The following is a 25,321-nucleotide window of genomic DNA, read 5'->3' on the forward strand; positions in this document are numbered from 1 at the left end:
AACTTAATGAAGCCAGTAATTGCACTTGTAGGACGTCCGAATGTCGGTAAATCGACGTTATTTAATCGCCTGACGCGCTCACGCGACGCGTTGGTTGCCGATCTACCAGGTCTGACGCGCGACCGCCACTATGGTGAGGGTCGCATGGGTGAGCGACCGTTTTTGGTTATCGATACCGGCGGTTTTGAGCCGGTCGCCAAAGACGGCATCATGCATGAAATGGCCAAGCAGACCAAACAAGCGGTGGCTGAGGCCGATGTCGTGATTTTTATCGTTGATGGTCGTCAGGGATTGACGCCGCACGATAAAACCATCACCGATTTTTTGCGCAAGTCCGGCCGTTCAGTGATGCTGGTGGTGAATAAATCCGAGGGAATGAAATACACCTCGGTAACCGCGGAGTTTTACGAGCTGGGGCTGGGCGACCCGTATGTCATTTCTGCAGCGCATGGCGATGGTGTGGCTGATTTGGTCGAAGAGTCGCTGGATTTAGCCTTTGCCCAGCGCCCTCCGGAGGTCGAAGAGCCTGTCAGCAACGAAAGAAGCATCAAAATTGCGATCGTCGGCCGTCCGAACGTCGGTAAATCGACACTGGTGAATACCTTGTTGGGTGAAGAACGCGTGATTGCGTTTGACATGCCGGGAACCACCCGCGATTCAATCGAAATTCCGTTTGAGCGCGACGGCACTCAGTACACCTTGATCGATACAGCCGGGATTCGCCGGCGCGGTAAGGTTTTTGAGGCGATCGAGAAATTCTCGGTGGTGAAAACCCTGCAGTCGATTTCCGAAGCCAATGTGGTGCTGTTGCTGCTTGACGCGCAGCAGGACATCTCGGAGCAGGATGCCCATATCGCCGGCTTTATTCTGGAAAGCGGCCGTGCGCTGGTGGTCGGCGTCAACAAGTGGGATGGTTTGACCAGTGAGCGCCGCGATGAAATCAAGATCGATCTTGATCGCAAGCTCAGTTTTCTTTCGTTTGCCAAGTTTCACTACGTTTCCGCATTGAAGTCGACCGGTATTGTTCCTTTGATGAAGTCGGTTGATGCTGCGTATGCTGCGGCCATGTCGAACCTGACAACCCCGAAGCTGACGCGGGCTTTGATGGAGGCGGTTGAACATCAGCAGCCACGCCGCAAGGGTTCGATTCGTCCGAAGCTGCGTTACGCTCACCAGGGTGGCATGAATCCGCCTATCGTCGTGATTCATGGTAATTCGCTGGAGGCGATCGACGCCAATTACAGGCGTTATCTCGAAAAGTACTTCCGTGAAACTTTTTCACTGATTGGGACTCCATTACGTATCGAGTTCAAGTCAGGGAAGAACCCGTTCGCACGTCCGGTAAAATAGATTTCCATTGGCGGTAATGCAGGAAATCGTTTACATTCGTTATACGCCACCGAGTCATCCATAGAAGCTCCGCCAGATATGGCGGGGCCTGTTTGACTTCTAATCACAACAACATAGTGGAGTAGCCATGAGTAATAAAGGGCAATTGTTACAAGACCCGTTCCTGAACGCCTTACGTAAAGAACACGTTCCAGTATCGATTTATCTGGTAAACGGCATTAAGCTTCAAGGCCATATTGAATCTTTCGATCAATACGTCGTTCTGCTGCGCAATACCGTGACTCAAATGGTATACAAGCACGCCATCTCAACCGTCGTTCCCGCACGCGCTGTTAATCTGAACCTTGAAGCAGACGCAGAGTAAACAATCGCTGTCCATTCGGGCAGCCTTACGACTCCTCCCATGCGCGCCGCATTAGTCGGTGTCGACTTCGGCAAAGGTGACTTTGCCGCGAGTCTGGATGAACTGTCCTTGCTGGCCAAGTCGGCAGGGGCCGTGCCTATTGTCACCATCACAGGCAAGCGTGGAGCCCCGGATGCGGCGTTGTTTGTCGGTTCCGGCAAGGCGCAGGAAGTGGCGGATGCGGTGCTGGATGAACAGCTCGAGATTGTCATTTTCAACCATGCCTTGTCACCGGCACAGCAGCGCAATCTCGAGCGCGCGCTGAAGGTGCGCGTGCTTGATCGCACCAGCCTGATTCTGGATATCTTTGCGCAACGTGCCAAGAGCCACGAAGGTAAAGTCCAGGTCGAGTTGGCGCAACTGCAGCATCTGGCAACCCGCCTGATTCGGGGCTGGACCCATCTGGAACGTCAGAAGGGCGGTATCGGTCTGCGCGGTCCCGGGGAAACACAGCTGGAAACCGATCGCCGCTTGCTCGGAGACCGTGTCAAGGCTTTGCGTGCCAGACTGGAAAAGTTGCATCGCCAACATGCTACGCAAAGGCGCGCGCGCGGGCGCAATAACATGCCGTCGATTTCGCTGGTGGGGTATACCAATGCTGGAAAATCGACTTTGTTCAATGCGTTGTCCAAAGCTGGCGTGTATGCGGCGGATCAATTGTTTGCGACGCTGGATACCACGTCCCGAAAAATTTATCTGGGGGAAGTCGGCAATGTGGTGATTTCCGATACCGTTGGTTTCATTCGTGAATTGCCGCATCAATTGGTGGCGGCATTCCGGGCGACGCTGGAAGAAACGATACATGCTGATTTGCTACTACATGTCGTGGATGCTGCCAGTCCCGCCAGAATGGAGCAAATTGAACAAGTCAATTTGGTGTTGAAAGAGATCGGTGCCGACCACATTCCGCAGATTTTAGTGTGGAACAAGATTGACGTCGCTGAGCTGGCGCCGGGTATAGAGCGCAATGAGTATGATAAAATCCAGCGTGTTTTTATTAGCGCTCAAAGTGGCGCTGGTCTTGATTTAATGCGTCAGGCTATTGCAGAATTTGTGACGGACAGTAACGCGGCGAGGGTCGATCAAATACAAGTTAATACCCAGGATGCGCATATTAAACGCCTCTAACGAGCATTCCAACCTATTTTCTATACCGGATCACGATCGAATGCTTGGTTCTATACTAAAAAAAATTGGTGTCAAATTATCGTTGAATGACCCGCAATGGGGTCGCAATTCGCAAAATGACAACCAGCAAAACAACGACGGCAAAAAGCCGAACAACGGTCCACCCGATCTCGATCAATTGTGGCGTGATTTCAACCAGCGCCTGAATCGCTTTCTTGGTAACAAGAGCAGCGGCGGTAGCGGTGGCGACTCCAATGGCGGTGGTAATGGTTTTCCTACAGGAAAAAATGCCGGCATGGGTGCTGGCGTAATTGCCGTTGTCGTAGTTTTCCTCTGGTTGGCCAGCGGCTTCTTCACTGTACAGGAAGGTCAAACGGGGGTCGTAATGACTTTCGGCAAGTATAGTCATTCCACCATGGCCGGCTTTAACTGGCGTTGGCCGTATCCGATCCAGAGTCATGAAATTGTCAACGTCTCCGGCGTTCGCACAATTGAGGTCGGTTATCGTTCGAATGCCAAAAACAAGCAGCCGAAAGAAGCGCTGATGCTGACCGAGGATGAAAACATCATCGATATTCAGTTCGCGGTGCAATACAAACTGAAGAGCGCAGCCGACTGGATTTTCAAGAATCGCGATCAGGAAGAAACAGTGCGCCAAGTCGCGGAAACTTCCATCCGTGAAATTGTCGGTAAGAGCCAAATGGATTTCGTGCTGTACGAAGGGCGTGAAAAAGTCGCTCTCGACGTGGGGCAATTAATGCAGAAGATTCTGGATCACTATCAAACTGGTGTGCAGATCACCAATGTGACCATGCAGGGCGTACAGCCGCCGGAGCAGGTTCAGGCAGCGTTCGACGATGCAGTAAAAGCGGGGCAGGATCGCGAACGTCAAAAGAACGAGGGCCAGGCTTACGCTAACGATGTGATTCCTAAAGCGCGTGGTGCCGCTTCTCGTTTGCTGCAGGAAGCCGAGGCGTACAGCGCCCGCGTTACTGCGAATGCGGAAGGTGATGCGTCACGTTTCAAGCAAGTGCTGACTGAATATCAGAAAGCGCCAGCGGTAACTCGCGACCGAATGTATTTGGATACCATGCAACAGATTTTTGCGAATACGACCAAAGTGATGGTTGATGCCAAGAACGGGAATAATTTATTGTATTTGCCATTGGACAAGCTGATTGCTCAATCCGCTGCAAGTGGAGCGATTGGCAGTTCCGCGCCAGCTGCAGTCAGCCCTGCCACGGCACCGGTAGCGCCGATGAAAGACAGCGACGCGCAGGCGGTAATGGATTCCCGGGCCCGCGACACTCGTGATCGGGAGGGGCGCTAATGAATCGTCTGATATCCCTAGCAATCGGTGCATTTATCGTTTTGGCGTTGCTGCTTTCGACCATATTTGTGGTTGATCAGCGTCAATACGCCATCTTGTTTGCATTTGGTGAAGTCAAGCAGGTCATTAATGAACCTGGTTTGCATTTCAAATTGCCTCCACCCTTTCAAAACGTTGTGTTTTTGGATAAGCGGATTTTGACTATTGATCCACCGGAGACAGATCGCTTTATCACGGCAGAGAAGAAGAATATTCTGATCGATGCATTCGTCAAATGGCGTATCACCGATCCGAAGCTGTATTTCGTCAGTTTTGGCGTAGATGAGAAGCGCGCTCAAGATCGCATGTCGCAAATCGTCAAGGCAGCGTTGAACGAAGAGATTACCAAGCGTACAGTGCGTGAAGTGATCTCCGGTGAACGCGGCAAAGTGATGGACGCGCTCCGTAAAAAGGTCGAAGAAGAAGCCAAGCAGATCGGTGTCGATATCGTCGACGTGCGCTTGAAGCGTGTTGATTATGTCGATCAGATCAATGCTTCCGTGTATGACCGGATGAAGTCCGAACGTGCCCGTGTTGCCAATGAATTGCGTTCGACGGGTTTTGCCGAGTCGGAAAAAATTCGGGCAGATGCTGACAAGCAACGTACTGTGATTTTGGCTGAAGCCTATCGTGACGCGGAAAATATGCGGGGTGAGGGGGATGCCAAGGCTTCTCAGATCTATGCGCAGGCATTTGGCAAGAATCCGGAGTTTTACAAGTTCTATCGTAGCCTCGAAGCGTATCGCGCCAGCTTTAAGACTCGTAGCGATTTGATGGTGGTTGATCCTAATTCGGAGTTCTTCAAGTACTTCAAGAACCCGGGAGTCGGCTCCGTCAAGTAAAGCTTAAGCTTAAAACTTGGTCAGTTACCAAGGCAGTAATTAAATGGCGTCATCCATCGAGACGCCATTTCTTGTTTTTTTGCAGCAAAGATAATCTCTGATACATTCTGCATAGTCCGTATTCGTGTCATCTGTATTGTTCGTATCTCTTGTCCGTCGCGTTCGATAATGATGTTGTTCCTCGTACCAGTGAATGCTGGTGCGGAAATTTCTTTTGGTTTATTTTTCTATGCCTAATTGGCTTCTTCCCGAAAATATCGCTGATGTCTTGCCGTCCGAGGCGCGCAAGATTGAAGATCTGCGACGTTTGATTCTCGACAATTTCCGCGTCTACGGTTATGAACTTGTCATGCCGCCGATGCTGGAGTACCTCGAGTCGCTGCTGGCAGGTGCAGGACAAGACACCGAGTCGATGACTTTTAAACTAGTCGATCAGCTATCCGGCCGCACGCTTGGCGTCCGGGCCGACATGACGACCCAGGTTGCGCGGATTGATGCACACTTGCTGAATCGCCCGTCACTTACGCGACTTTGTTATGCAGGTAGCGTGCTGCGTACGCGCCCCTCCGGCTTGCATGCGACACGCGAGCCATTCCAGATCGGCGCCGAGATTTACGGACATGCGGGACTCGAAGCAGATGCTGAAATTCAGCATTTGGCGCTCGCCTCTCTGGCGCTGGCCGGAATTACCAAGGTTCGCCTTGATTTGAGCCACGTCGGTATATTACGTGCGATTATTGCCGACGATACTGCCGCGACAAGAGACGAAACTGCATTGGTCAAGTTGCTGGAAGCAAAGGATGTTCCGGACTTGCAGGAAATCAGCGTCGGATACGCAACGGCGACGCGTGCTGCTTTGCTGGCCTTGCCCCATTTGTATGGCGATGTCAGCGTGATTGAGCGCGCTCGTCAGGTATTACCAAAGTTGCCAGAAATCGGTAAGGCACTGGACGAACTGCAGGCGCTGGCACATGCTGCGGGAGAAGATTGTGTGACGGTCGATCTGGCCGATTTACGCGGCTACCATTACGAAAGCGGCGCGATTTTTGGCGCTTATGTTCCCGGCCTGCCGAACGCTCTGGTGCGCGGTGGTCGCTACGATCATGTGGGGGAAACGTTTGGGCGTTCGCGTCCGGCGACAGGTTTCTCCATGGATTTGCGCGAATTGGCGCGTCTGCTGCCTGGCGCTGAGCGCAAGGCAGCAATTCGTGCGCCGTGGAGCACAGAAGCGGGTTTGAAGGAAAAGATCGTTGCGTTGCGCAAGGCAGGGGAAATAGTTATTCAAAGTCTGCCTGGCCACGAAAACGATCAAGACGAGTTCGATTGCGACCGTGTGGTCGTGCTCGAAAATGGCAACTGGACTATCAAAAATTTGGACTAAGTGATGTTACAGAAAAGTACCCAAAAAAACGTCGTCGTTATCGGAACCCAATGGGGGGATGAAGGTAAAGGCAAAATTGTTGACTGGCTAACTGATCACGCACAAGCGGTTGTGCGCTTCCAGGGTGGTCACAATGCCGGCCATACGCTGGTTATCGGCGGTCAAAAAACGGCATTGCAACTGATCCCGTCCGGCATCATGCGGCCGGGCGTCGCATGCTATATCGGTAACGGCGTCGTATTGTCGGTTCCTGATTTGCTGCGTGAAATCGATAAGTTGCAAGCTGCAGGGGTTGAAGTAGCGTCGCGCCTGAGGGTATCAGAAGCTTGCCCTATTATTTTGCCTTACCACACCGCACTCGATGCCGCCCGCGAGGCCGCGCGTGGCGCCGCCAAGATCGGCACTACCGGTAAAGGTATTGGCCCGGCCTACGAAGACAAAGTGGCGCGTCGTGCGATTCGGGTCGCTGACTTGCTGAATGAAACACGGTTTGCCGAAAAGCTCAGAGAAAACCTCGATTATCACAATTTTGTGCTGACGAATTATCTGAAGGCAGACGCTGTCGATTTTCAAAAAACCTATGACGATGCGCTGGCCAACGTGCCGCGTCTGGCGCCCATGGTGGCCGACGTATCGAGCGAGTTGTACGCCGCCTATAACAATGGCGCCAAGCTGCTGTTTGAAGGTGCGCAAGGTAGTTTGCTCGACGTCGATCACGGTACTTATCCGTTCGTCACCTCGAGCAATTGTGTCGCTGGTAATGCCGCGGCCGGTTCCGGTGTTGGCCCTGACATGCTGCATTACATCCTTGGCATCACCAAGGCCTACACAACGCGTGTCGGCTCGGGTCCGTTCCCGTCGGAACTGCCAACCGATCAGGGCGTTGGTCACCATCTGGCGAGTGTTGGCCATGAGTTTGGTACCGTCACCGGCCGTGCCCGTCGTTGCGGCTGGTTTGACGCGGCGTTGTTGAAGCGCTCGGTCCAGATCAATGGTGTTTCAGGTATGTGTTTGACCAAGCTGGACGTACTCGATGGCGTGGAGTCTTTGAAGCTGTGCACCGGCTATACGATTGATGGCAAGGCAGTCGATATCTTCCCGGTTGGCGCCGAAGATGCAGCGCGCTGCGTGCCAGTCTACGAAGAAATGCCAGGCTGGACTGAAACCACGGTCGGCGCGAAATCGATGGATGCTTTGCCAGCGAATGCGCTTGCCTACGTCAAACGGATTGAAGAGTTGGTCGGCGTGCCGATCGACATGGTCTCCACCGGCCCTGATCGTGAAGAAACCATTGTTTTGCGCCATCCATTTAAATAATTGCGAAGAAGATAGGTACGATGAATATCTCAGATGATCAACACCTATGGGTTTCGTGGGATGAGTATCACCGCGCTATCGAAAAACTGGTTCTGAATGTGCATGCGTCAGGCTGGAAATTCGATCAGGTGCTGTGTTTGGCACGCGGTGGCTTGCGCCCGGGGGATGTCTGCTCGCGCATTTTTGATGTGCCGCTGGCAATCCTGTCGACCAGCTCATATCGTGAGTCTGCCGGTACGGTGCAAAGCGAGCTTGATATCGCGAAACACATCACGATGAGTCGTGGTTCGCTGGCCGGCAAAATTTTGCTGGTCGATGATCTGGTTGATTCCGGCGTAACGCTGGGCAAGGTTCAGCGTCATCTGCGGGAAAATTTTGCGCCCGTGACCGAAGTCAAGTCGGCGGTTATCTGGTGGAAGGAATGCTCGACCATCAAGCCGGATTTCTATGTCGATCATTTGCCAACCAATCCGTGGATACACCAGCCGTTCGAAGACTACGATAGCCTGCGTCCACATCAGCTGGAGGCATGGTCAAAGAGGGGCATGGTGCGTTAAATCTGTATAAAGCCATCATGCGAAGTTCAAAAAAGCCCTGGCTGCATAGCTGGGGTTTTTTGCTTTTTTGGCGCGTTCCGAGGACCTGGACTTCCAGCTAGCTTGACTCTTGGCGCGTTCCTGATGGACATGCCTCAATAGCGTTGGGCTGATTCGTTAGGATATGAGCAATGCCGCGCAAATTCTCGCATTCACATAATTGGTAGCCTTACATTGGCTTAAGTCAGCATCCCGAACTGCCAGCCGAAAAACACCGCCAATCCAATGAAAATGGTCAGCAGTTGGTGGCGTGTCGCTGCACAGACTATCACTGCGGCAATAGCCGCAACCAGTTGCGGATTACGCCAGGTCAGCTCGATTCCGTGGCCGTGCGGTGCCAGCACCATGGGAACGATAATCGCCGTCAGAACGGTGACAGGAACGAAGCCAAGGGCTTGTTTTAGCATGTCTGGCAACACGATCCGGTCGCCGAGCACAAAAATAACGGTCTTGATGAAGATGGTGATAACGGCCATGCCAATAATCATCCATGTGTAACTCATACGGCCCCCGGTAATACTCTGCTGCGCGATTGCCGGCGCGTTAGCACCAGCCCCACTGCTATCCCGATCATCACCGCCAGCAGCAGCCCGATTTTGTAAGGGAAATCCTTCAACAGGTAAGCGCATATTCCTGCCGCAATCGCAGCGGCTAAATACGGCAGGCGGGTAAGCTGCGGAACCACAATGGCGATGAAGGTCACCACCATGGCGAAATCCAGGCCTAGCGATTGCAGTTGTGGAAACACGGCGCCGAATAATAGCCCTATGAGCGTCCAGAACTGCCAGTTGCCATACATTGCCACGCCTGACCCCAGGAAGTACCAGTGTCCCAGGCGTGATTGCGGGTGGCAGCAATAGTAACCGTTCACCACGGCAAAGGTTTCGTCGGTCAGCAGAAAACCCAGCAGCCAGCGCCAGCGTGCAGGCAGGTGGGCGATATGCGGCAGCAGCGTCGCGGCGTACAGCATGTGCCGCAGGTTTACCACGAATGTAGCGAACAGGATCACCAGCATCCCGGCATGCGCGGCCACCAGCCCGAGCGCAATGAATTGGCTGGAACCGGCGAACACGCTCAGCGACATCAGCTGCCCCTGCCACGCCTTGAGCAGGTTCGCGGCGACCAGAGAGCCAAAGATGATGCCGAACGGCGCAGCGCCTACCAGCATCGGTATCGTATCGCGGGCACCGGCGCTAAAGCTGGACAACGGTGTTGGATGGGGCATAACAACCTCCTTTTTACAGGATGGTATCGGCATCGTGGGTAGTGTGCTTGTATGTTCTTGCGCTAGCCCTAGGCAACTTGCCAGCGGCCGGGCGCGGCGCCAAAAGCACGTTTGAAATGCCGGGTGAAATGGCTTTGATCGGCAAATCCGGTAGCGGCAGCAACTTCTGTCACCGACATGCCCTGACGTAGCAAGCCCTGTGCGCGACTGAGCCGCAACTGATTGCGCCAGGCATGGGGCGGCATGCCGACACTGCGCGAGAAAAAGCGTGTCACATGGAATGTCGACAAGCCGACCACCGCGGCCAGTTCGGTGAGCGTGATCGGCTCGGCCAACTCTTCAGCCAGTCTTGCCTGCAGCAGGCTCAGTCTTGCCGCATCGGCATGTAAAACTTCGGGTCGGGAGCCGGCGTAGCGTGACAACAGCAGGGAAAAGGCAGTGATCAACGCTGTTTCCGCCACCAAAGGGTCTGCCTTGGCTTCCAGTATGCGGTGCGCTTGCGCCAGTCTTGCGGCGAGCTCTGCATCCCTGATGACGCCGTCGGGGAGCCACGGCACGTCCACCGGTCGACCAACGATGTCACTGGCCAATTGCTGCATCCAGGCGACCGACGGATAGAACGCCCGGTACGCCCAGCCATTCTCGCTGGCGCGTTCACCGGTATGTATTTCGCCAGGGTTGATCGCAGCGATACAGCCGACGCTGGCGAGGCAGCGTTCCCCGCGGTAGTGGTAGCTTTGCGCACCCGCCTGAATCACCGGGATCGAAAAACCTTCATGCCAGTGCGGCGCGAACTCTTGCTCGTAGTATTCGGCGGTGAGCAGCTCGGCTTCCGGCAGCAACGGCGTGCGCCAGTAACGAGCATCATCACGAAACGTTTGCGGCATGGCGTCTTTAAGGAAAGGGGAGGCGAGTCAATTCGGCAACATCGTCTGGCTTGGTGTGGATTACGATTATATGGCACTTTTTGCCTACCCCGTTTGAGAAGCCAGTGTACGCAAAACTGCCCAGTTAATTGCCGCCGTTGTACGGAAAAAGGGGAGATGAGAGGGGCAGCGTCAACCAACACCATGCGATTTTTGAATCGATGACTTGAACGACGGCTATTTTGCTAATCTTCGAAAGTTAAGAAAAGCGCCTGTTTGAGTGGCGTAAATCGACGTTCCGCTGGCAGGTAAAAACCAATCAAATGCTTTCCTGAAGTCACGATATAGAATTCGCGCGGCTCGGTATCGTCGGTCTCAAGAATGCCGCTGTTCGGCTGGTAGACCTCTCCATTCGGCACGCTGCCGACATGCCGCCAACGGCTACCGTCCATGAGCATGATCGAATATCCACTATCGAGGGTGACGGTGACGCGCGTTGCCAGCGTTTTAATCTGAATGTGGTCTGCCGGCGTCAGCGGCGTGATGTTGACTTGCGGCGGGGCAACACGCGCTACCTGCGTTGTGCAACCCGTCAGCGGTGTCAGGATGACGATACTCAGAAAAAATGCTAACGACGGCAATTTCATTTTGTCCTTCTGTTGCTGCTGGTTGTGCTGCCGGCGCTTTGGGTCTAAAGACGCTGCGGCAGCAAACGGCGGCTGCTAAAAGTAGTGCTTAAACCTTTTAAGATGCGTGTCGTAAGTTCGCCCGCCACTGCTTGATTGTAATGGGGGAATGGTTGGACTGTGGCGATCGGATTGCAAATCATGAGATAGCAGTCATGGGATAGCAATTGTGTGCGAAATATAAATTCTATTAAAATAAAAAATAGAAAAACATTTCTATGAGATCGCATTTTTGCTTACAATACCCATCACGATAAAAAAACTCCACGGAGAATCAACATGATAGATGTCGCAGTCTTTGGCGCAGGCCGCATCGGCAAAATCCACGCGGGAAATCTGGTACTGCAACCGGGCGTACGACTCAAATACGTGGGTGATGTGAATGCGCAGGCCGCGCAGGAACTGGCGGCCCGGCATGGCGCGCAAGTGGCCACTATCGCTACGGCACTGGCCGACCCGGGCATAGGCGCCGTGTTAATCGCGTCCAGCACCGATACCCACGCCGACCTGATTTTGCTTGCAGTTGCGGCCGGTAAAGCCATATTTTGCGAGAAGCCGGTCGATCTCACGCTGGCGCGGGCCAAGGCATGCGCGCTGGCGGTAGCAGAGGCTAAAGTGACCTGCATGATCGGCTTTCAGCGGCGTTTTGATCCAACCTTTGAAGCGTTGCAGACACGTCTGGCGGCGGGCGAAATCGGCGATCCGGAGATGCTGGTGGTGACCAGCCGCGATCCCGGCGCGCCACCGGTTTCCTACCTGAAAAATTCAGGCGGCATTTTCAAGGACATGTTGATCCACGACTTCGATATTTTTCGCTGGATACTCGATGACGAAGCCGTCAGCATTTCAGCCACAGGCAGCTGCTTGAGCGACCCGGGGATTGCAGAAGCCGGCGACATCGATTCTGCGGTGGTGACGATCCGTACCCGCCGTGGCCGTTTATGCCAGATCAACACCAGCCGTCGCGCTGCTTATGGTTACGATCAACGCTTTGAAGTGCTGGGTAGCCAAGGGATGTTGCAGGCTGCGAATCACAAGCCGACCGAAGTGGTGTCGTCGACTCGGCACGGCGTCAGCCAGGACAAGCCGGAACATTTCTTCCTGGAACGCTACCGCGCCGCATATGCGCGCGAGATTGCGCATTTTTTTGATGCGCTGGGCAACGGTGTTGCGGTGCGTACAACGATCGATGACGGTGTCAAGGCACTGGAGTTGGCGGAGGCCGCGACCCTGTCATGGCGTGAAAATCGCACCGTAGAGTTATCCAAATGAGCGCCCCGCAAGTACTAAAAGTTGGCATCGTCGGTCTCGGCCGGCTGGGACGGCGGCATGCAGAGAACTTGTTGCGCCATGTTCCCGGCGCAGCGCTGGTCGCGGCGTGCAGTCCGCTTGAAAGCGAGCTGACGTGGGCCAAACAGACGTTGGGCATCAGTCATCTGTATGGCGATTACGAAGCCTTGCTGGCGCACGACGGACTCGATGTGGTGTTTCTGGTGACGCCGACCTCGTTGCATCCGCAACAGATCATCCAGGCGCTCCGGGCCGGCAAACACGTGTTTTGCGAAAAACCGTTATCGCTGGATCTGGAGGACTGTCGCCGCGTGAATGCGGAGGCGGCGCTGCATCCACAGCTGAAAGTCATGATCGGCTTTGTGCGCCGTTTCGATGCCAGCTATCAGGATGCTTACAAAAAAATCCAGTCCGGCAGTATCGGTCAGCCATTCATGGTGTATTCGCAGACTTGCGACCAGTACGATCCGGATGGCTTTTTCGTCAAATTTGCACCCACAAGCGGCGGCATTTTCCTGGACTGCAGCGTGCATGACATCGACCTGGCGCGCTGGCTGCTGGGTAACCCAAAACCGGTGCGGGTCTTTGCCAGCGGCACGATTGCCATCCATCAGGGATTGCAGGCGTGTGGCGATGTCGATAACGGTGTCGCCATCTGTGAGTTTGAGAATGGCCGCATCGCCACCTTTTATGCGTCGCGCACGATGCCGCACGGGCACGAGACCGTGACTGAAATTACCGGTACGGCAGGGCGTTTGACTGTGGGACGGAATCCACGCCGGAACCGGCTCGAAATTGCCGACGCGACAGGAATCCGGAATGAATGTACCCCGAGCTTTTTCGAGCGGTTTGAAGACGCTTTTCTGACCGAGGCGAGTTATTTTGTCGACGCCATACGGGAGCAGCAGCCCTTGAGCGTGACCCTCGACGATGCGACGGAGGCAACCCGAATCGGGATCGCCTTGCGTGAGTCGTTGCTGTCGAAGTTGCCGGTGGCGTTATAACGGCAGCCAACCTGCACGAGCCTGACCCAGGCCAGGCTCGCCGTCCGATGTTGTCCGCCTGATGCCTGCACAAGCAGCGGCATCGTCATTCATCGTAACCGTCAATCACGTTGGTCTCTTCCACGTGCAATTCCAGCCGATACGCCAACGCAATAAATAGTGCCTGGCATAAACACATGGCATTCGTCAGCGAACGGAAAGCGAACGCGCTGCCTTCTTTCACGGTCAGCAACACCGTCGCATGTTTGGCCAGCGGACTGAGTTGACTGTCGGTGATGACCAGTGTCTTCGCCTGACGGTGATGTGCCAGGCGCAGGCAGGCCTGGGTTTCCTTGCCATACGGCGTAAAGCTGATGGCGATCATGACGTCGTTCTTGCCGATGCTGCGGATCTGTTCGCGGAACATGCCGCCCAGCCCGGACAGCAGGTGCACCCGTTTGTTGGTGTGCTGCAGTGCATACACAATGTAAGAGGCGATAGGGAACGAACGGCGCACGCCGATGACGTAAATATTCTCTGCTTTGAGTAAAAGCTTGACCGCTTCTTCAAACCGGATCTCATCCAGGCCGCTCAAGAGTTCGTCCAGGCCGCTGCGGCTGGCGTCTATGAATTCGCGCGCCATCGCGCCACTGGTGAGCGGCGTCGCTTTGGTCTCGATCAGTTTGCGGATGCGTTGCTGATAGTTTTGCGATGGCCCGGTTTGCGCGGTGTAGGCGTCGCGGAACACCGCTTGCATTTCGCTGAAGCCACTGAATCCGAATTGCTTGGCGAAACGTACGATGGCCGATGGCTGGACCTCGCAATGCTCGGCGATGTCGCTGATGCGTTCCAGCATCAGGCTGGTCCGATGTTGTTCGATGTACTTGGCAATGATTTTCAGTTGCTTGGAAAGGGTCGCGTATTTGTCCGCAATTTGTAGCATCAGTTGATCAACTGTAGCGGTTTCCGCCATGGTGTTTCCTCTCTAAGGCTCGTTGGTGCTTGCAACGCAATTATAAAGACATTTTTACAATTGAAAATTAAGTTCTAAATATAAAGTGTATTGAAAAAAGCGTTGCATGGTTGTTTCGCATGTTCTATTGTTTAGTGCCGATAAGTCAAAAGATGGTTTCTGGATAGCGAACTTTACAGTGTGGACAAAATAACAGCGGAGATAAATAACATGCAACGATATAGATGCGCTCGGCTTGTCAAAGCCTTCATGGTAGCAACACTGGCGATGTCAGCGATATCAGTGAATATGGCAGATGCGGCCGGTGAAAAATTCGTCCTCATCAGTCATGCGCCGGATTCCGACTCCTGGTGGAACACTATCAAGAACGCCATCAAGCAGGCCGGTGAAGATTTCAATGTGAGCGTTGACTATCGGAATCCGCCGAATGGCGATCTGGCCGATATGTCGCGTCTGATCGAGCAAGCGGCCGCCCGTCATTATGACGGCGTGATTGTGAGTATTGCCGATTTCAGCGTGTTGAAAAAAGCCATGGAAAATGTGACCGCCAAGAAAATTCCATTGGTCACCATCAATTCCGGTACCCAGAAACAAAGCGAAGAACTAGGCGCGATCATGCACGTCGGCCAGCCGGAATATGCGGCAGGCAAGGGCGCCGGCGAAAAGGCCAAGGCGGCTGGCATCAAGTCGTTCCTGTGTGTCAATCATTACGCTACCAATCCTTCCTCGTTCGAACGTTGCCGTGGTTTTGCCGAGGCGATCGGCGTCGACTATAAAAAATCCACGCTCGATGCAGGTCAGGATCCGACCGGCATAGAGAGCAAGGTCAGCGCCTATTTACGGAATAATCCTGGGACCCAGGCGGTATTGGCGCTCGGCCCGGATTCGGCCTCGCCCAGCCTGCGCGCGTTGCAAAAAATGGGACGCAAAGGCAAGACCTGGTTCGCCACTTTCGATTTGTCCGAGGAGGTTGCCAAGGGCATCCAGGACGGTTCGGTACAATTTGCCATTGACCAGCAACCCTACCTGCAGGGTTACATTCCGGTTGCTGTGCTGGCAATCATGAAGCAATATAAAACCACCGACGTGGCGATCATACAAGCCAAGCTCAAAGCGAATCCAAAGTTTCAGGCGCGTCTCGCCGAGTATGGACTGGCACCGCTTTACGGTCCGCGTCACATCAGTTCGGGCCCTGGTTACATCACTAAAGACAATATTGATAAAGTCTTGAAGTACGCAGGCCAGTATCGTTAATTTTCTCGCCTTTACTTGATCCATTTAATGTTCTGTGGCCGCCCGCAGTTTGCCGGCGGGAGGTCAGTCAACAGGTTGATGCCGTACCGGAACGCTACCAGTCCGGCCGTCGGCCACTGGTCGTTATCAGCAGGAGATATTGCATGAGTTCACACGGCGTTCACGCTGACAAAGTCGCGCCTGCCGGCGATGACTCGGCCCAGCAGGGCATCGTTAAGCAGGATGAACGGGTGCGTTCCGAGGGTGCTTTGAAACGCTTTCTGGGCCTTCCGGAGTTCGCCTCACTGGCGGGCGTTGTTCTGGTTTTTCTTATCTTTGGCTTGACCGCGGGCGATTCCGGCATGTTCAATCTGGATGGCATTGTCAACTGGATGCAGGTCGCTGCGTATCTGGGCGTGATCGCCATCGGCGCCTGCATGTTGATGATCGCAGGCGAGTTCGATTTGTCGATAGGATCGATGATTGGTTTTGCCGGCATGATGGTGGCCATTCCGACTGTCTATTTTCACTGGCCGTTCTGGCTGGCGGTCATTTTTGCCTTCGCCGGATCAATGGCGCTGGGCTGGCTGAATGGCTACCTGGTGATCAAGACCCGCTTGCCGTCCTTCATCGTCACGCTGGCCTTCCTGTTTATCTTGCGCGGGTTGACGCTGGCGCTGTCGATCATGTTCGCGAACCGGACCATCGTCAGCGGGGTCGGCGAGTATGCCGCCCACGACTGGCTGGGCGGGTTGCTGTTCACCGGTACTGTCGGTAACGGCTGGTTCCGCTGGATGGCGGCACGCGGCTGGATTGCGACCAGTGACGCCGGCGTAGCGCTGGTCGCAGGCATTCCAAAGGTGATTATCTGGTGGGCGGCGTTGGCAATTGTTGCCAGCTTCGTGCTGGCCCGGACCCGCTTCGGCAACTGGATTTTCGCGGTTGGCGGCGATGCCAATGCGGCCAAGAATGTCGGCGTGCCGGTCCGGCGCGTAAAAATCACCTTGTTCGTCTTCACCGCATTCTGCGCCTGCCTGTTCGCGGTCCTGCAGGTGGCCGATGTCGGCTCCGCCGCAGCCGATCGTGGCTTGCAAAAAGAATTTGAAGCCATCATCGCTGCCGTCATCGGCGGAGCACTGCTCACCGGCGGTTACGGCTCGGTCATTGGCGCCTGCTTCGGCGCATTGATTTTCGGTGTGGTACAGATTGGCATCTCCTACACCAATCTGAATTCCGACTGGTTCCGGGTGTTTCTGGGCGTGATGCTGCTGGTCGCGGTGCTGTTCAATAATTATGTCCGTCGTCGCGTGACGGAGGCGAGGTAAGCATGAGCGACACTATCCTGGCTTTAGAAAACGTCAGTAAATTTTTTGGTGCCGTGATTGCGTTGCAAGGCGTCACCTTGCGTCTTAAACAAGGTGAAGTGCATTGCTTGCTTGGCGACAACGGTGCGGGCAAGTCGACGTTGATCAAAATACTCGCGGGCGTACATCAGCCGTCCGAAGGGCAGTATCTGGTCGATGGCAAGCCGGTTTCGTTCAGTTCGCCCAAGGAAGCGCTGGATGTCGGTGTGGCGACTGTTTATCAGGACCTGGCATTGGTCCCGCTATTGTCGGTTGCGCGGAATTTTTTCATGGGTCGCGAACCGACCAAAAAAGTGTTTGGCATCACGGTGATGGATATGAAATACGCGGCACGGACGGCCAGCGAGAAGCTCGCCGACATGGGCATCATGGTGCGCGATCCGCACCATCCAATCGGCACCATGTCCGGCGGTGAAAAGCAGTGTCTGGCGATTGCGCGGGCGATTCACTTCGGTGCGCGGGTACTGATACTCGATGAGCCGACGGCGGCGCTCGGTGTCAAGCAATCGTTCAATGTGCTGAAGCTGATTCATAAGGCGCGCGAACGAGGCATTTCAGTGATTTTTATCACGCACAACGTGCACCACGCCTATCCGATCGGGGATTCCTTCACCTTGCTCAATCGCGGCAAATCCATGGGCACTTTTACCAAAGAGAATGTTTCCAAGGATGAGGTGCTGGACATGATGGCGGGCGGTGCCGAGATGCAGACGCTGATGAATCAGCTCGATGGCATCCGGATCTGACAGGGAGCATGCATGACGACACCATCAAATCCATCTGCAGCCAGGTTTGCGCCGGACCGGGAGCGCGACATCATTTGCCTGGGACGTCTGGCAGTCGACTTGTACGCGCAACAAATTGGCGCCCGGCTGGAAGATGTCACCAGCTTCGCCAAATACCTTGGCGGTTCATCCGCGAACATCGCTTTCGGCTGCACCCGGCTAGGCTTGAAGTCAGCAATGCTGGCGCGGGTCGGGAATGAACACAACGGCCGGTTTCTGACCAGGGCGCTCGCCGCAGAAGGCTGCTATGTCAGCCAGATCAAGGAAAGATCGGCGTCCTGATCGACGACCGTTATGGCCAGGACGCGTTGAATGCGGCCAGTGGCCGCGGCGGGTGGATTGGACGAGCAGTTGAATTGCCGCTGTCGAACCCGCTTGAGTTCGACTATGGTCGTTCGATTGGGTCCCATCTGATCAGCTGGCCGCGGGAACAGGTGGCCAAGTGCCTGGTGCAGTTGCATCCGGATTATTCGCCGAATGGAAGTTTTTGCGTTAACCTTGCAGATACAAAAAAACCGCATAAACATTGATGTTTATGCGGTTTCTCTATTTTTTGCACCAATTTCTTGGTGCCCACGGAGGGACTCGAACCCCCACACCCGAAGGCACATGGACCTGAACCATGCGCGTCTACCAATTCCGCCACGTGGGCCTTTGCAGCTAACCCCGAAAGGTTGTCAGCAATTGCGAAGCACGAATAATACGTGCATTTATATGAATTGGTCAACGAGAGTATGACAATTTTGAGGATTAAATACGTTCTTTCCAAAGCGGCGCCGAATGCATGGCTAATTGCTGACTTCTTGAGCCGGCGTTTGCTTGCGATCGGCGGCTGGTTCGCCGTGACTTTTGGAGTTTTGGATTTTTGAACAGGCAATAAAAAAACCGCATAAACATTGATGTTTATGCGGTTTCTCTATTTTCTGCACCAATTGCTTGGTGCCCACGGAGGGACTCGAACCCCCACACCCGAAGGCACATGGACCTGAACCATGCGCGTCTACCAATTCCGCCACGTGGGCCTAGATTAAGCATTGGCCTAAATCTTGCGAAGACCAGCATTATAGATGAAAGCCTAAATAAGTCAACTCGCGGGAGCCGGATATAGTGATTTATCGTGATAAAAAGTTGCTGGCTAGGAGAATAGCCCCATCCTCCGTTACACTAAGCCCTGATTCTGCATCTTTACTAATAACAATTACCCAACACGCCTCTTGAGCCAATATTCCTACACAATTCCCAGCCGGGAGGAAATTCTCGGCCTTCTGCGGACCTCTTCCGAACCGCAAAACGCCGCCGCGCTTGCTGCCTCGCTTGGCGTTAAACCCGACGAAATGGAAGGCTTGACGCGTCGCCTGAATGCCATGGAACGAGACGGGCAAATCAAGCCGGATCGCTCAGGCATCTTTAAGTTAACCAATTCCCCGGATTTTATCGAAGGTCGCGTCAGCAGCCATCGCGACGGTTTTGGCTTTTTGATTCCGGATGACGGCGGCGGCGATGTTTTCCTGCCCGAAAAGGAAATGCAGAAAGTGCTCAATGGCGACCGCGTCCAGGCGCGCATTATCGGCACCGACCGCCGTGGCCGGCCCGAGGGCACGATCGTCGAGGTTGTCAGCCGCGCCAATACGCACGTCATCGGTCGTCTGCTCAATGAAAATGGGGTTTGGGTGATTGCGCCGGAAGACAAGCGGATCAGTCAGGACATCATTCTGACGGGTTCTCCCGGCAAAGCCAAAGCCGGCCAGGTCGTCAGCGTCGAATTGACCGAGCAGCCATCGCGGTTTACGCAGCCAGTCGGCAAGATTTCCGAAATTCTGGGGGATATCGACGATCCCGGCATGGAAATCGAAATTGCCGTACGCAAGTTCGGCGTCCCGCATGAATTCTCCGCTGCGGCACAAAAAGTCGCTTCCAAACTGCCTAGTGTGGTCCGTGATGCGGATCTGGGCGACCGGGTCGATTTGCGTGACGTCCCGTTGGTAACGATAGACGGCGAAGATGCCCGCGATTTCGATGATGCGGTGTATTGCGAGCCGGTCAAGATCGGCCGTGCCAACGGTTACCGTCTGATTGTCGCGATTGCCGATGTCAGTCATTACGTCAAGCCGAACGATGCGCTGGATGTGGATGCGCTGGAGCGTAGTACTTCAGTGTATTTCCCGCGCCGGGTGATTCCGATGCTGCCGGAAAAGCTGTCGAACGGTTTGTGTTCGCTGAATCCGGATGTCGATCGTCTGACACTGGTCTGCGACGCCGTGATTACCGCCAAGGGCGAAATCAAGGCCTATCAGTTTTATCCTGCGGTGATCCATTCCGCGGCCCGCCTGACCTATACCGAAGTCGCGGCGATTCTCGGCAATACCAAAGGCCCGGAAGCAGCCAAGCGTCCTGATCTGGTGCCGCATTTGCTGCATTTGTATGAAGTGTTTCATGCATTGCTGCAGGCGCGTCAGGCGCGCGGTGCGATCGACTTCGAAACCACTGAAACCTACATCGTCTGTAATGCGGCCGGCAAGATTGAAAAAATCCTGCCGCGCACCCGCAATGATGCGCACAGATTGATTGAAGAATGCATGCTGGCCGCCAACGTTTGCGCCGCCGATTTGCTCGAGCGCCACAAGCATCCCGGTCTGTACCGGGTTCACGCCAGCCCGACCAAGGAAAAGCTGGCAATCTTGCGGACCTTCCTGAAGCAGGTCGGTCTGACGCTGGCAGGCGGCGATACGCCATCCGCTTCCGACTACGCGGCACTGATGCCGAAGATCAAGGCGCGGCCTGATGCGCTATTGCTGCAAACCATGCTGCTGCGTTCGATGCAGCAAGCGGTCTACGGCCCGGAAAACATCGGTCATTTTGGCTTGTCATATGAGCATTACGCCCATTTCACCAGCCCGATTCGACGCTATCCGGATTTGCTGACGCATCGCGCCATCAAGGCGATCTTGCTTGGCAAACGCTACGATCCCAAAGGACTCGATACCGGTAGTCTGAACACCATGTTGTCGCCCGCCGGCCGTCGCAAGCAGGCTGAAGACAAAGCCGCCGGCAAAAAGAAAAATGAAGGCAGTCTGGCCATCTGGGAAGCGCTTGGCGTCCATTGTTCGGCGAATGAACGACGCGCCGACGAGGCTTCACGCGATGTCGAAGCCTGGCTCAAGTGCTACTTCATCCGCGACAAGCTCGGCGAAGAGTTCACCGGGACGATTTCCGGTGTTGCCACCTTCGGTATCTTTGTTCAGCTTGATGCGCTGTACATCGAAGGGATGGTCCATGTCACCGAACTTGGTGCCGACTACTTCCAGTATGACGAAGCGCGCCATGAGTTGCGCGGCGAGCGTACCGGGATTCGTTATCAACTGACCGACCGCGTTACGGTACAGGTCAGTCGGGTTGATCTGGATGCCCGCAAGATCGATTTGCGTCTGGTCACCGAACCAGGCATCAAGACAGTATTAAAAAATGAAGCGCGGCGTGCCGATAGCGAGCACGAAAAGTCGCGCAGCAGAACGGCCAAGCCGAAAGTGGATACAACACCCGCGAATCGGCTGCCGCCTGGCAAAGTAAGCAAAACGAGTAAGGTCGGTGCAAGCAGCGCCAAGGTAACCAAGGGAAAAAAAGCCAAAGTCACCATCAGTATGGAAAAAACGCGCGAGCCCAAGACCTTCGCCAAATCAAGCAAGAGAAAAAGATAGAACATGAAAAGTAAAATGATTTTCGGCTTTCACGCCGTCACCGCACGCCTGCGTCACGAAGCATCGTCGGTGGAAGAGATTTATGTCGACGCCAGTCGTGTTGACGGCCGTATGAAAGAGCTGCTGAGTGCAGCCAAAGGAGCGGGCGTGCGAGTGATTCCGGTCGACGACCAGCGCTTGTCGAACATTGTCGGTACGCGCCGGCATCAAGGAGTCGTCGCCAAAGCGGGAGAGTTGTCGCTGGCGCGCAATCTGGATGAATTGCTGGATGCGATCGACGGTCCGCCGTTGTTGCTGATCCTGGACGGGATCACCGATCCGCATAACCTGGGTGCCTGTTTGCGCGTCGCCGATGGCGTTGGCGCACATGCCGTGATCGCACCGAAAGACCGCGCAGTAGGCTTGAATGCTACGGCGGCCAAGGTTGCCAGCGGTGCTGCCGAAACGGTGCCGTACATTACGGTAACCAACCTGGCGCGTACATTGCGTGAGCTCAAAGAGCGCAACATTTTGCTGATAGGCACTACTGAAGACGGCGAAAAGAGTTTGTATGAAGCTGATTTCTCCGGTCCTGCAGCATTGATCATGGGCTCGGAAGGCGAAGGCATGCGCCGTTTGACGCGGGAAACCTGTGACGTGCTGGTCCATGTGCCGATGTTCGGCTCGGTCGAAAGCTTGAACGTCTCGGTTGCGTCCGGCGTCTGTCTGTACGAAGCGCGTCGTCAGCGTATCGCCAAAGGGGGATAGGTGGTGATGGGTTGCCGGGCTGGCCACCCACCGATCGTGACGTTCTAGCCGACCAACGCATTTGCTTATCGCCGTCTGTCGCGTGTGGCTCAGCCAGCGCCGATGGACGGCAATCTACGCAACTCCGTTTCACCACCGACCGCTCAAAAGACGGCCCAGCGGTTTTAGCTTAAGATAACGCCTCGTTATTGCTCCGCAATCCGCAATTTTACTCAGCCCAATCAATCAGCTTCTATGTTCAGCCGCCTTCGTGAAGACATCGCCAACATCATGGCCAGAGATCCCGCCGCCCGCACCGTCTGGGAGGTAGTGTGCTGTTATCCGGGGCTGCATGCGATCGTCATGCATCGCTGGGCCAAGCGTTGCTGGCAGCATGATTTCAAATTGGCGGGGCGCTTCATTTCCCATATTGCACGGATTCTCACCGGCATTGAAATTCATCCCGGCGCGACGATAGGCCGCCGCGTATTCATTGATCATGGCTTTGGCGTGGTCATCGGCGAAACCGCCGAGGTGGGTGATGACTGCACCATCTATCAAGGCGTGACATTGGGTGGCACCTCCCTCGGTAAAGGCGTCAAGCGACATCCAACCCTGGCGCGCGGTGCGATCATCGGTGCCGGCGCGAAGGTGCTGGGAAGTTTTACCGTTGGTGAAGGCGCCAAAGTCGGTTCGAATGCGGTGGTGGTCAAGGAAGTCCCCGCTGGCGCAACGGCGGTCGGCAATCCTGCCCGCATCATCCAGAAGGAAACCCATAGCGCGAAAGAGGAAGCCGCCGCACGCATGTTTGCCGCCTACGGTGTGACACCGAATGGCGACGATCCATTGTCGAAAGCGTTGCACGGTTTGATCGATAATGCGGCAGCACAAGAACATCAGATTGCCCGCATTGTTGCGCTGTTAAAGTCCGCCGGCATCGCTTGCGATAGTTTGCCGGAGTTGGAGAAGTTCGATCCGGATCAGCTCAACAAACTGGTTGAGTAAGGCGCTCAACAATATACAGGAGGTCACATGGCACAGGACATAAGCGCTCCAGCCGATGGCGACGACGCTATCTTGGATTCGTTTGAAATTCGCGTACTCGCAGTACTGGCAGAGAAAGAAGCATTAACGCCGGACAACTATCCGCTGTCATTGAACACCTTGGTCAACGGCTGTAACCAGTTATCCAGCCGCGATCCGGTGATGTCGATTTCCGAATCGACCGTGCTGGATGTATTGCAGCGACTAATGCAGCGCAAGCTGGTGCTCGAGGTCAATCAGGCTGGCGCGCGCGTCGCCAAATACGAGCATCGGATGCGGCTCAAATGGACGCTGGAGCAAGATAAGCTGGCGGTACTGACGACCTTGATGTTGCGTGGTATCCAGACGGCCGGCGAGGTGCGCACGCGCTGCGGTCGCCAGTATGAATTTGCTTCGGTGGCCGAGGTCGAGACTGCACTGCAATTTCTGATTGATAAATATCCGCCGCTGGTAGCGCGCCTGGCCAAAGGGCCGGGTACCAAAGAGTCGCGCTATGCGCAATTGCTGGCGGGTGACGAAGTGCTGGAGCAGCAGGCGGTCGCAGAAGCATTCTCACATAGCGCAACAGTCGACAGAGGTGAGCGCCTGGATCGGGTTGCCGTGCTGGAAGAAGAGGTCGTCGCTCTACGTCAGCAAGTCGAGGAGTTGACTAGCCAGTTTGCAGAATTCAAGCGACAGTTTGAATGACTTTGCAGGGCAATTCAAGTGAATCAAACCAGCTCGCCGCCATCATGCCCAAAGCGGTGGATCTCGCCGTCGGTATCAATCGATATCCAGCCACCGCGTTGTCTCACAACGTCGTATTCCCAATCCGGTAAAACATAACGTTTCTGCGTCGCCTCAGCCGCAGCATGGATATGCAGCGCCGGACGATGGGTATGTCCATGAATCAGGGTATCCGTTGCAGTTTCTGCAAACAGCTTTGCAATCGCCTGCGGATTCACGTCCATGATTTCCATCGATTTGTGCTGTTGTTCTGCGCGGCTTTCCTTGCGTGCGCCAGCGATGATGGCCTTGCGCTGCGCCAGCGGTAGCGCCAGAAATTGTTGTTGCCATTGCGCTTGCCGCACCTGCGCCCGAAACGCCATATAGTCGACGTCATCGGTGCATTGGGCATCGCCATGTGCCAGCGCCACACGGCGACCGGCAATGGTGGCGACAAACGGGTCGGGCAGTAAAGTCAGGCCAGCTGCTTGCGCAAAGGCCGCGCCCACCAGGAAATCCCGATTGCCGGCGATCCAGAATACCTCCACACCCGTTGCGCTGACGTGCCGGATGGCGTCGGCGATTTGACGGTTGTAAGGTGTTTCAAGATCGTCGTCGCCAGCCCAATATTCGAACAAATCACCCAGTAGGTACAGTTGTTGCGCGCCGCGCGCATGCGTTTGCAAAAAATCGTAGAACGCTTGCGTGGTGCGTGGATGCGCTTCCTGCAGATGCAGATCGGAGATGAAAAGCGCAACCGCGGATTTCTGTGCTGGCGTGGATGAAATGGATACGGTCATATTCGGCTGGTGAATTGGCTGGTGAACGTCGGACGATTAAACTACTTCGGCTTTTTCGATGACGACGTCGTCCACTGGTACATCTGCAAACATGCCGGTGCGGGTGGTTTTGACAGCCTTGATTTTATCGACGACATCCATGCCTTCGGTGACTGTGCCGAATACGCAATAACCCCAGCCGTCCTGGCCTGGATAGTCGAGGAAGCTGTTGTTCTTGATGTTGATGAAGAACTGTGCCGACGCCGAGTGTGGATCCGACGTGCGTGCCATTGCCAAGGTGTATGGCAGATTTTTCAGGCCGTTCTTGGCTTCGTTTTCGACTGGCGCGTTAGTTGGCTTTTGTTTCATGCCTGGCTCGAAACCGCCGCCCTGGACCATGAAGCCATCAATCACGCGATGGAAAATGGTGCCGTTGTAGTGGCCCGAGTTCACATATGCCAGAAAATTTTCTACAGTCTTCGGTGCTTTTTCGGCGTCGAGTTCGATTTTGATGTTGCCGTGGTTGGTGGTCAGAATGACAGCCATGATAGTCCTTGTGAGTTGGTGATTAAAATGTGGTG

At 54.8% G+C, this 25,321-nt stretch carries 25 protein-coding genes, 2 tRNA genes and 1 pseudogene; 19 read left to right on the forward strand and 9 right to left on the reverse strand.

From position 1 onward, the window contains the following. The first annotated feature begins 6 nt into the window (after positions 1–6). The 8 genes from der (at position 7) to AC3CHX_RS07265 (ending at position 8,347) form a co-directional block, all read left to right on the forward strand. A complete protein-coding gene (der, locus tag AC3CHX_RS07230; RefSeq protein ID WP_488643382.1) occupies positions 7–1,350 on the forward strand; it encodes a ribosome biogenesis GTPase Der in 1,344 nt (447 codons plus the stop codon). Between the two features lie 127 nt (positions 1,351–1,477). Then, positions 1,478–1,714: an RNA chaperone Hfq gene (gene hfq / locus AC3CHX_RS07235; RefSeq protein ID WP_447124199.1), complete on the forward strand. Its 237-nt coding sequence runs from the start codon at positions 1,478–1,480 to the stop codon at positions 1,712–1,714. 39 nt (positions 1,715–1,753) lie between these two features. Then, complete coding sequence (gene hflX, locus AC3CHX_RS07240) at positions 1,754–2,881, forward strand: GTPase HflX (protein ID WP_488643383.1); 1,128 nt, start codon at positions 1,754–1,756, stop codon at positions 2,879–2,881. 40 nt (positions 2,882–2,921) lie between these two features. After that, positions 2,922–4,211: an FtsH protease activity modulator HflK gene (gene hflK / locus AC3CHX_RS07245; protein WP_488644756.1), complete on the forward strand. Its 1,290-nt coding sequence runs from the start codon at positions 2,922–2,924 to the stop codon at positions 4,209–4,211. Then, entirely contained in the window at positions 4,211–5,092 is an 882-nt protein-coding gene (gene hflC / locus AC3CHX_RS07250) for a protease modulator HflC (RefSeq protein ID WP_488643384.1), read from the forward strand. The genes hflK and hflC overlap by 1 nt, the downstream gene beginning before the upstream one ends. Before the next feature lie 229 nt (positions 5,093–5,321). Further along, entirely contained in the window at positions 5,322–6,473 is a 1,152-nt protein-coding gene (locus tag AC3CHX_RS07255) for an ATP phosphoribosyltransferase regulatory subunit (RefSeq protein ID WP_488643385.1), read from the forward strand. Between the two features lie 3 nt (positions 6,474–6,476). Next, complete coding sequence (locus AC3CHX_RS07260; protein ID WP_488643386.1) at positions 6,477–7,790, forward strand: adenylosuccinate synthase; 1,314 nt, start codon at positions 6,477–6,479, stop codon at positions 7,788–7,790. A gap of 20 nt (positions 7,791–7,810) precedes the next feature. Next, on the forward strand, positions 7,811–8,347 hold the full coding sequence (locus tag AC3CHX_RS07265) for a phosphoribosyltransferase (RefSeq protein ID WP_488643387.1): 537 nt from the start codon (positions 7,811–7,813) through the stop codon (positions 8,345–8,347). Between the two features lie 218 nt (positions 8,348–8,565). Here AC3CHX_RS07265 and AC3CHX_RS07270 read toward each other — a convergent pair whose 3' ends face one another. The 4 genes from AC3CHX_RS07270 to AC3CHX_RS07285 all read right to left on the reverse strand — a co-directional run bounded on the left by AC3CHX_RS07270 (position 8,566) and on the right by AC3CHX_RS07285 (position 11,124). Further along, a complete protein-coding gene (locus AC3CHX_RS07270; RefSeq protein WP_488643388.1) occupies positions 8,566–8,889 on the reverse strand; it encodes an AzlD domain-containing protein in 324 nt (107 codons plus the stop codon). Then, positions 8,886–9,611, reverse strand: a complete 726-nt coding sequence (locus AC3CHX_RS07275; protein ID WP_488643389.1) for an AzlC family ABC transporter permease — start codon at positions 9,609–9,611, stop codon at positions 8,886–8,888. Before AC3CHX_RS07275 ends, AC3CHX_RS07270 begins: the two co-directional genes overlap by 4 nt. Before the next feature lie 68 nt (positions 9,612–9,679). Further along, a complete protein-coding gene (locus AC3CHX_RS07280; protein WP_488643390.1) occupies positions 9,680–10,498 on the reverse strand; it encodes an AraC family transcriptional regulator in 819 nt (272 codons plus the stop codon). A 224-nt stretch (positions 10,499–10,722) separates the two neighbouring features. Then, positions 10,723–11,124 (reverse strand): hypothetical protein, encoded by a 402-nt coding sequence (locus tag AC3CHX_RS07285; protein WP_488643391.1) that lies wholly within the window; start codon positions 11,122–11,124, stop codon positions 10,723–10,725. Between the two features lie 318 nt (positions 11,125–11,442). On the opposite strand from AC3CHX_RS07285, the gene iolG reads away from it, so the two are divergent. Both iolG and AC3CHX_RS07295 read left to right on the forward strand, forming a co-directional pair. Then, on the forward strand, positions 11,443–12,435 hold the full coding sequence (iolG, locus tag AC3CHX_RS07290; protein ID WP_488643392.1) for an inositol 2-dehydrogenase: 993 nt from the start codon (positions 11,443–11,445) through the stop codon (positions 12,433–12,435). Beyond that, positions 12,432–13,457, forward strand: a complete 1,026-nt coding sequence (locus AC3CHX_RS07295; protein WP_488643393.1) for a Gfo/Idh/MocA family oxidoreductase — start codon at positions 12,432–12,434, stop codon at positions 13,455–13,457. The genes iolG and AC3CHX_RS07295 overlap by 4 nt, the downstream gene beginning before the upstream one ends. Positions 13,458–13,542: 85 nt before the next feature. On the opposite strand, the gene AC3CHX_RS07300 is transcribed toward AC3CHX_RS07295, so the two are convergent. Further along, complete coding sequence (locus tag AC3CHX_RS07300) at positions 13,543–14,409, reverse strand: MurR/RpiR family transcriptional regulator (protein ID WP_488643394.1); 867 nt, start codon at positions 14,407–14,409, stop codon at positions 13,543–13,545. Between the two features lie 249 nt (positions 14,410–14,658). On the opposite strand from AC3CHX_RS07300, the gene AC3CHX_RS07305 reads away from it, so the two are divergent. The 5 genes and pseudogenes from AC3CHX_RS07305 to AC3CHX_RS07325 all read left to right on the forward strand — a co-directional run bounded on the left by AC3CHX_RS07305 (position 14,659) and on the right by AC3CHX_RS07325 (position 18,321). Continuing rightward, entirely contained in the window at positions 14,659–15,663 is a 1,005-nt protein-coding gene (locus tag AC3CHX_RS07305; RefSeq protein ID WP_488644757.1) for a sugar ABC transporter substrate-binding protein, read from the forward strand. Positions 15,664–15,806: 143 nt separating this feature from the next. Next, positions 15,807–16,967 carry an ABC transporter permease gene (locus tag AC3CHX_RS07310; RefSeq protein WP_488643395.1) on the forward strand — a complete coding sequence of 387 codons (1,161 nt, stop codon included), beginning with the start codon at positions 15,807–15,809 and terminating at the stop codon, positions 16,965–16,967. Between the two features lie 2 nt (positions 16,968–16,969). Beyond that, positions 16,970–17,752 (forward strand): ATP-binding cassette domain-containing protein, encoded by a 783-nt coding sequence (locus AC3CHX_RS07315; protein WP_488643396.1) that lies wholly within the window; start codon positions 16,970–16,972, stop codon positions 17,750–17,752. 12 nt (positions 17,753–17,764) lie between these two features. Continuing rightward, positions 17,765–18,055, forward strand: a pseudogene (locus AC3CHX_RS07320) (PfkB family carbohydrate kinase); the annotation flags it as partial. A 44-nt stretch (positions 18,056–18,099) separates the two neighbouring features. Next, the gene (locus tag AC3CHX_RS07325; protein ID WP_488643397.1) at positions 18,100–18,321 is read left to right on the forward strand and encodes a 2-deoxy-5-keto-D-gluconate 6-phosphate aldolase domain-containing protein; all 222 of its coding nucleotides are present in this window, start codon (positions 18,100–18,102) and stop codon (positions 18,319–18,321) included. Between the two features lie 37 nt (positions 18,322–18,358). Here the strand turns inward: AC3CHX_RS07325 and AC3CHX_RS07330 are convergent. Both AC3CHX_RS07330 and AC3CHX_RS07335 read right to left on the reverse strand, forming a co-directional pair. Then, positions 18,359–18,443 (reverse strand) — tRNA-Leu (locus tag AC3CHX_RS07330). Positions 18,444–18,728: 285 nt separating this feature from the next. Then, positions 18,729–18,813: transfer RNA gene (locus AC3CHX_RS07335), tRNA-Leu, on the reverse strand. A 192-nt stretch (positions 18,814–19,005) separates the two neighbouring features. Here AC3CHX_RS07335 and rnr point away from each other — a divergent pair. The 4 genes from rnr to AC3CHX_RS07355 all read left to right on the forward strand — a co-directional run bounded on the left by rnr (position 19,006) and on the right by AC3CHX_RS07355 (position 23,943). After that, positions 19,006–21,486: a ribonuclease R gene (rnr, locus tag AC3CHX_RS07340; protein WP_488643398.1), complete on the forward strand. Its 2,481-nt coding sequence runs from the start codon at positions 19,006–19,008 to the stop codon at positions 21,484–21,486. A gap of 3 nt (positions 21,487–21,489) precedes the next feature. Beyond that, positions 21,490–22,233: a 23S rRNA (guanosine(2251)-2'-O)-methyltransferase RlmB gene (rlmB, locus tag AC3CHX_RS07345; RefSeq protein ID WP_488643399.1), complete on the forward strand. Its 744-nt coding sequence runs from the start codon at positions 21,490–21,492 to the stop codon at positions 22,231–22,233. Between the two features lie 234 nt (positions 22,234–22,467). Further along, positions 22,468–23,217: a serine O-acetyltransferase gene (gene cysE, locus AC3CHX_RS07350; RefSeq protein ID WP_488643400.1), complete on the forward strand. Its 750-nt coding sequence runs from the start codon at positions 22,468–22,470 to the stop codon at positions 23,215–23,217. A 27-nt stretch (positions 23,218–23,244) separates the two neighbouring features. Beyond that, the gene (locus tag AC3CHX_RS07355) at positions 23,245–23,943 is read left to right on the forward strand and encodes a YceH family protein (RefSeq protein WP_488643401.1); all 699 of its coding nucleotides are present in this window, start codon (positions 23,245–23,247) and stop codon (positions 23,941–23,943) included. Positions 23,944–23,966: 23 nt separating this feature from the next. Here AC3CHX_RS07355 and AC3CHX_RS07360 read toward each other — a convergent pair whose 3' ends face one another. Both AC3CHX_RS07360 and AC3CHX_RS07365 read right to left on the reverse strand, forming a co-directional pair. Further along, positions 23,967–24,761, reverse strand: coding sequence for a UDP-2,3-diacylglucosamine diphosphatase (locus AC3CHX_RS07360; RefSeq protein WP_488643402.1), 795 nt, complete (start codon positions 24,759–24,761; stop codon positions 23,967–23,969). Positions 24,762–24,797: 36 nt separating this feature from the next. Continuing rightward, entirely contained in the window at positions 24,798–25,286 is a 489-nt protein-coding gene (locus AC3CHX_RS07365) for a peptidylprolyl isomerase (RefSeq protein WP_488643403.1), read from the reverse strand. Positions 25,287–25,321 lie beyond the last annotated feature (35 nt).

The organism is Glaciimonas sp. OK215 (assembly GCF_057787885.1).